The 1,282-nt window shown below is 26.9% G+C and carries 1 protein-coding gene; it reads right to left on the bottom strand.

Features of this window, described 5'->3' with window-relative positions; all coding sequences use genetic code 11:
- On the bottom strand, positions 1-1,282 hold a 1,282-nt coding region (pseD, locus tag AJ881_RS09615; RefSeq protein ID WP_261660249.1), incomplete at its 5' end, for a flagellin modification protein PseD.

The raw sequence follows: 1,282 nt of genomic DNA on the forward strand, positions 1-1,282 counted from the left end.
TCACCTTCTTACCCTTTCCATCCATTTATCTAATTTTCTTTCTTTAAGTTTTTCTTCTAAAGGAAGTATATTTTTAATCAAAGCACTTTCTTGTGCTTTGATATGTCCATAAACTAATTCCATAAATTCTAAATGTTCTTTTATCCAAAGAATACTTTTATTAAAAGCATCTTCTTTGGTTTTAGGATTTAAAACATAAATTCTAGCAAGATTAAGTTCAAATTGTGTCAGTAAAGGACCTAAAATTTGCATCGAATCCTTTTGAGTATTATAAAGCTCATCGATTTGAGTTTTGATTTTATCTATATCTTTAATGATCTCTTTGATAAGGGTTTCATTTTCTTGAGAATTTTGCAAGATAATAAAAGAATTTTTTATTTTATCATAGCTTTTAATAAATTTATTACTAAAATCTCTACAATGTTCAATACTTTTACAAACTTTATAATAAGCCTTAAGTAAAAACTCATTTTGTTTATTTAAACTTAAAGGTTCTAATTTTTCAAAAGGTTTATTTAAATCTTTATCAAGTAAATTCTCACAAGCCCATAGAAAAGGTTTTTCTATGGTTCCTTCTATCCTTGCTCCACCTTCGGTGCAGTTGTAGGTGGTGATATAATAATTTTTTTTTGCATTGGCCACATCTTGTTCAAAATTATGTCTAAAAAGAGTCCAAACAAAAGAACTTTCAACTTTTCCATCGCCTCCATAAGCTTGAGTGGTATATTTGTTTTTATCTCTTTGAAAATGTCCTTCATGTTTATCAAGATTGCTATAATCTTTAGTGTGAGAAAGTCCATCTTTAGTATAAGCTAAATCTTGTCCTATTAAAACGATATTTTTATGCTTTAAATGTATAGCAAGTAAAAAATTCATATTAGCTACACTAAATCCCATATTAAAATACCCAAAATCATCAAGTTTTAAATAATTTATAAAACTTGCATATGTAGATACAAGCATAAAATTTCTATTATTTTTTTGAAGATATTTTGTAGTATGAGGGTGGACATAGGATTTTAGAACAAACAAAATATCCTTATCAAATTCCCCAAAATCATTGTTAAAAAATTCAGAAGTTAAAGGAATCCTTTCTAAGGAAAGTACATAATCAGGCTTTATGTCATGTTTAGCTAAAATAGGATAAGAAGAATCTGCGCAAAAAATTGTAGCTTTATTAGCATATTTTTTTAACAAAGGAAGTTGTTTAGTAAGAGAGGGTCCTGTAGAAACAATGATAGCTGTATCACTTAAATTCTTTCTTTTAGAAAGTAATTCTTTA

This window comes from Campylobacter sp. BCW_6460, assembly GCF_001762705.1.
Lineage (GTDB): Bacteria > Campylobacterota > Campylobacteria > Campylobacterales > Campylobacteraceae > Campylobacter_D > Campylobacter_D jejuni.